The sequence below is a fragment of the Clavibacter sp. MX14-G9D genome (assembly GCF_032917815.1).
Lineage (GTDB): Bacteria > Actinomycetota > Actinomycetes > Actinomycetales > Microbacteriaceae > Clavibacter > Clavibacter michiganensis_K.
The window spans coordinates 1-4,577 of sequence record NZ_JAVCVL010000205.1 but is presented as its reverse complement, the minus strand read 5'-3'; the positions used below and the strand labels follow the sequence as shown (position 1 = coordinate 4,577).

Annotated in this window: 4 protein-coding genes; 1 reads left to right on the top strand and 3 read right to left on the bottom strand. The window is 75.5% G+C overall.

All coding sequences use genetic code 11. The features are described 5' to 3' along the window. Positions 1 to 39: 39 nt before the first annotated feature. The 3 genes from Q6969_RS13070 to Q6969_RS13060 all read right to left on the bottom strand — a co-directional run bounded on the left by Q6969_RS13070 (position 40) and on the right by Q6969_RS13060 (position 3,627). Positions 40 to 1,125, bottom strand: a complete 1,086-nt coding sequence (locus Q6969_RS13070) for a heparan-alpha-glucosaminide N-acetyltransferase domain-containing protein (protein WP_317230823.1) — start codon at positions 1,123 to 1,125, stop codon at positions 40 to 42. Between the two features lie 40 nt (positions 1,126 to 1,165). Continuing rightward, on the bottom strand, positions 1,166 to 2,401 hold the full coding sequence (locus Q6969_RS13065; protein ID WP_317230822.1) for a multidrug effflux MFS transporter: 1,236 nt from the start codon (positions 2,399 to 2,401) through the stop codon (positions 1,166 to 1,168). Between the two features lie 128 nt (positions 2,402 to 2,529). Next, positions 2,530 to 3,627 carry an aminotransferase class V-fold PLP-dependent enzyme gene (locus tag Q6969_RS13060; RefSeq protein WP_317230821.1) on the bottom strand — a complete coding sequence of 366 codons (1,098 nt, stop codon included), beginning with the start codon at positions 3,625 to 3,627 and terminating at the stop codon, positions 2,530 to 2,532. Between the two features lie 81 nt (positions 3,628 to 3,708). Here Q6969_RS13060 and Q6969_RS13055 point away from each other — a divergent pair. Continuing rightward, positions 3,709 to 4,577: LysR substrate-binding domain-containing protein (locus Q6969_RS13055; protein ID WP_317230820.1), on the top strand; the 869-nt coding region annotated here is incomplete at its 3' end.

Here is a 4,577-nt window from a genome sequence, read left to right as displayed (position 1 = left end):
TGCGGGCGGGCCGGGCGCCGGCACCACCCCGCTGCCGGTCTAGGGGACGGGCTCGGCTGCGGGCTCGCGGTCGTGCCGCCCGCGGGCACCGGCACCCGACGTCCGCCCGGCCACGGCCCCCAGCGCGCGCTCGAGCGGGCCGCGCCCGAGGGTCCGGGTCCAGAGCAGGCACAGCACGACCGTGACCGCGACGAACGCGAGGTAGGCGCCATCGTCCGCGATGAGGTCGCCCTCGGGCGCGAGCAGGTCGATGACGACGATGTGCACGGCGTACACGGTCAGCGCGAGCTGCCCCACGGCCTCGAGCGGCACCAGCACGGCGGGCAGGAGGGCGGCGACGCGGAGGCACAGGCCGATGACCGCGATCGCGGTCCCGCCGGAGCCCACCACCTCGAACGGCGATCCCTCGTGCGGCGTCGTCGACAGGATGTACTCCCAGCCCGGGGGCGGCGCGGGCACGGCCGCCTCGAGGAGGGCGGAGCCGCCGTACGCGAGCACGGCGAGGCCCGCCCCGACCGTCACGAGCAGCAGCTGCACGCGCGTCGATCCGAGCGCGAGCCGCCCGATGCCGAGGCCCGCGACGGCGAACGCCACCCAGGTGAGCGCCGGGTAGTGGCCCGTGACGACGAGCAGCACGAACGGGTCCGGCCGCATGAGCGACCCGTCGAAGTGGATGGTGAGCGCGGTCGTGAGCACCGGCAGCGCCACGGCGCCGGCGCCGGCGAGCGCCAGCAGCCGGGATGCCCGCCACCGCAGCAGGGGCAGCACCGCGACGAAGAGGACGGCGTAGACCTCCAGGATCACGGCGACGTACGTCTGCAGGGACGCGAGCAGCCCGCCGAGGAGGAACAGGCAGGCGGCCCGCACCAGGATCCGGAGCCGCACGCGCGCGAGGTCGTCGCCCGACGCCGGACGCTCCCGACCCGACATGAGCGCGATGGACACGCCCGCGAGCGTCGCGAAGAGGATGGAGGACCGGCCGTCCGTGACGGCGAGCCACGACGCGGGGTCCCCGAGGTCGAGCGTGCGCGGGAGCGCGACGTGCGCCGCCATCATCCCGACGACCGCGAGCCCGCGGGCCGCGTCGATGCCGCGGAGTCGGGCCGGGTCGCGGACGGGGCTCATGGCCTCACCCTACCCAGCCCGCCCGCGGGCCCCGACGGCGTCAGCTGGTGAGCGCGGGCACCGTCCGCGGCTGCACGATCAGCCACATCGCGAGGATCGACACGACCGCGCACGCGCCCATGACGGAGGCCATCGGCACGCCCGAGGTGATGCCGAGGACGCCGACGATGGGCGAGATCGCGCCCGCGAGGCCGAAGTTCACCGCGCCGAGCAGCGACGCCGCCGTGCCGGCCTCGTGGCCGTGGTTCACGAGCCCGAGGACCTGCACGCAGGGGAAGCCGAAGCCGCAGGCGAGGATGAAGAAGAACAGCGGGATGAGCGTGCCGAGGAGCCCGGCATCGGTGAAGGTCCCGAGCAGGACGATGGCGGCGCTCGACGCGAACTGCACCACGACGACGCCCGCGAGGATCCACTGCGGCCCGACGAGCTTCGTCATGCGGGCGGCCACCTGGTTGCCGATGACGATGCCGAGCGAGTTCACGCCGAACAGGATCCCGAACTGCTGCGCGTCGAACCCGTAGACGTCCTGGAACAGGAACGACGAGCTGGACAGGTAGGAGAACAGGCCCGCGAACTGCATGCCGCCGATGATGGCGACGCCGACGAACACCCGGTCGCGGAGCACGTTCCGGTAGCGGCGCAGCAGCGCGCCCTTCTCCTCCTTCACGACCTCATCGCGGGGCAGCGTCTCCACGATGAGGAAGACCACGGCGACGACGACCAGGACGCCGTAGGCGGCGAGCGCGTAGAACACGCCGCGCCAGTCCACGATGCGGAGCAGCTGCGAGCCGATGACCGGGGCGAGGATCGGCGCGAGCCCGGTGACGAGCGCGAGGCGCGAGAGCATCCGCACGAGGGGCCGGCCGCCGAAGAGGTCGCGCACCATCGCCATGGCGACGACGGCACCGGCCGCGGCGCCCGCGCCCTGCAGCACGCGGAAGACGAGGAGCATCGTCACGTCGGTGGAGAGCGCGGCGCCGAGCGACGCGAGGATGTGGCCGCTCGAGGCGACGATGAGGGGCAGGCGACGGCCCACGCGGTCGCTCCACGGGCCGACGACGAGCTGGCCGAGCGCGAAGCCCACGGTCGTGCCGGTGAGGGTCAGCTGGATCGCCGCGTCGGAGACGCCGAACTCGTCCTTGAGCACCGGGAAGGCGGGCAGGTAGAGGTCGATCGTGAACGGCCCGAGGCCCACGAGGGCGCCGAGCACGAGGATGTAGACGATGCGCTCCCGGCGGGAGAGCGCGTCGCCGGGATGGATGACGGCAGACGACACGGAGGCGTTCCTTCGATGGGCGTGGCGCACGGGGGCGCCGGAGGGCGGAGTGCGAGGGCGGAGACGAGCCACCTGGAGGTCCAACTTCCGCTCACCCGGCTTATTCCCAGGTGGAAGAGTTTCGTCGCTCAGCCGCGGAGGGCCGCGACCACGCGCTCCACGTCGTCCTCGTCGTTCCACACGTGGAAGGCGATGCGCGCGCGCCCCGCCCGCCCGGACGCGACGATCCCCGCCGCGCCGAGGCGCGCGAGGTCGGCGCCGTCCGCGTCGGGCCAGGTGACGATCGCCTGGCCGCGCTCCTCGATGCCGAGGCCCCGGCTCACCAGGTCGCCCAGCTCCGCGTTGCGGCGGTGGACGGCGTCGAGGTCGAGGCGCGCGAAGAGGGCGATGGCCGGGGCGGCGCCCACCCACGCGCCGAAGGCGGGCGACACGTCGAACGCGCGCGCGTCCTCGGCGAGCGCCATCGCCGGCCCGTAGCAGGACGCCCACACGTCGGCCCCCGCGTACCAGTTGGCCTGCACGGGCACGAGGGTGCGCCGGTAGCGGTCGGACAGGGTGAGGAACGCGGCGCCGCGGGGCGCGCACAGCCACTTGTAGGCGTGGCAGGCGGTCGCGTCGAACAGGGTCGCGTCGACGGGCATGGCGCCCGCGGCCTGCGTGGTGTCGCAGAGCGTGAAGGCGTCGTGCACCCGGGCCGCCTCGCGGATGGCGGCGACGTCGGCGACCCGGCCGTCCGCGGACTGCACGAGCGAGAACGCGACCAGGTGCGTGCGCGGGCCGATGCTCGCCGCCAGCTCCTCGAGCGGCACGTGCCGGACGACGACGCCGCGCGCCTCGGCCACGACGAACGGGTAGGTGAGCGAGCTGAAGTCGCCCGTGACGCACAGCACCTCGGCGCCCGCGGGCACGGCGGCGGCGAGCACGCTGACGAAGGAGGCGGTCTGCGAGCCGACGGCGACGGATCCTCCCGGCACGCCCACGAGCGACGCGTACTCGGCGCGCACCCCCTCGACGATCCCGCCGTACCCGTGCGCGGTGGATCCCCCGGCCGACCAGGTGCCGAGGTCGGCGCGCAGGCGCTCGACGGTCTCCCGCGTGGGGAGCCCCATGGTGCAGGCGGAGAGGTAGCCCGGGCCGGCCTCGAACAGGTCACGGAGGTCCTCGGGCACCGGCGCGGCGCCCGCGTCGGCGGGTGCGGGATCGGGGGTCGGGGTCCGGGACGGCATGCTCCCAGCGTGACGAGCGCGGGAGCGCGGAGCAAGCCCTCCGCGGGCATGCGTCCCATAAGCCGCGGTTATGCTCCGCTCATGACGGATGCCCCCTCGACCGCCCGCGACCTCGACTCGACGGCGCTCGCCGCGGTGCACGCACTCGCCGTGCGCGGCTCGATCACCGCCGCCGCGGCCGCGCTCGGCGTCAGCCAGCCCGCGCTCTCCCAGACCCTGCGCCGCCTCGAGGCGCGGATCGGCGTCCCCGTCACGGCGCGCTCCGGCCGCGGGGTGGTCCTCACGGAGGCGGGGCGCGTGCTCGCCCGCCACGCGGAGACCGTCGTGCACGCCCTCGACGCGGCCGCCGACGAGCTCGACGACCTCCGCGGCCTCCGGGCCGGCACCGTGCGCGTCGCGGCCTTCCCCTCGGCGTCGTCCACGGTCGTGCCCCGGCTGCTCGGCGGCCTCGCCGCGGCGCACCCCGGCCTCGGCTTCGGGTACCTCGAGGCCGAGCCGCCCGAGGCCGTCGCGGCGATCCGCGCCCGCGAGGCCGACGTCGCCGTGACCTTCGCGTACCCGGGCGACCCCGACGACCCGGCGGCGGGCGCCCTGGACGGCCTGGAGGCGCTCCCCCTCTGGCGCGAGACGCTCTGGGCGGTCCTCCCCGAGGCGCGGGCGCTCCGCCACCGCGGTCCGCTCGCGCTCCGCGACCTCGCGGACGACCGGTGGATCGCGGGCTGCGTGCGCTGCCGCCGCCACCTGGTGAGCGCGTGCGCGCGCAGCGGCTTCGCGCCGGAGACCTCCTTCGAGACCGACAACGCGGCGGCCGCCGTGGGGATGGTGCAGGCGGGGCTCGGGGTCGCCCTGCTGCCGTCGCTCGCGCTCGCGACCGCGCCGCTCCCCCGCGGCGTCGTCCGGCGTCGCGTGGCGGGCGTCGGGGAGCGCGTCGTGCACGTCGTGACGGCACC

Excerpts from the sequence above, each read along its gene's own strand:
- Q6969_RS13060 (WP_317230821.1), bottom strand. The coding sequence starts at position 3,627 with ATGCCGTCCCGGACCCCGACCCCCGATCCCGCACCCGCCGACGCGGGC.
- Q6969_RS13070 (WP_317230823.1), bottom strand. The coding sequence starts at position 1,125 with ATGAGCCCCGTCCGCGACCCGGCCCGACTCCGCGGCATCGACGCGGCC.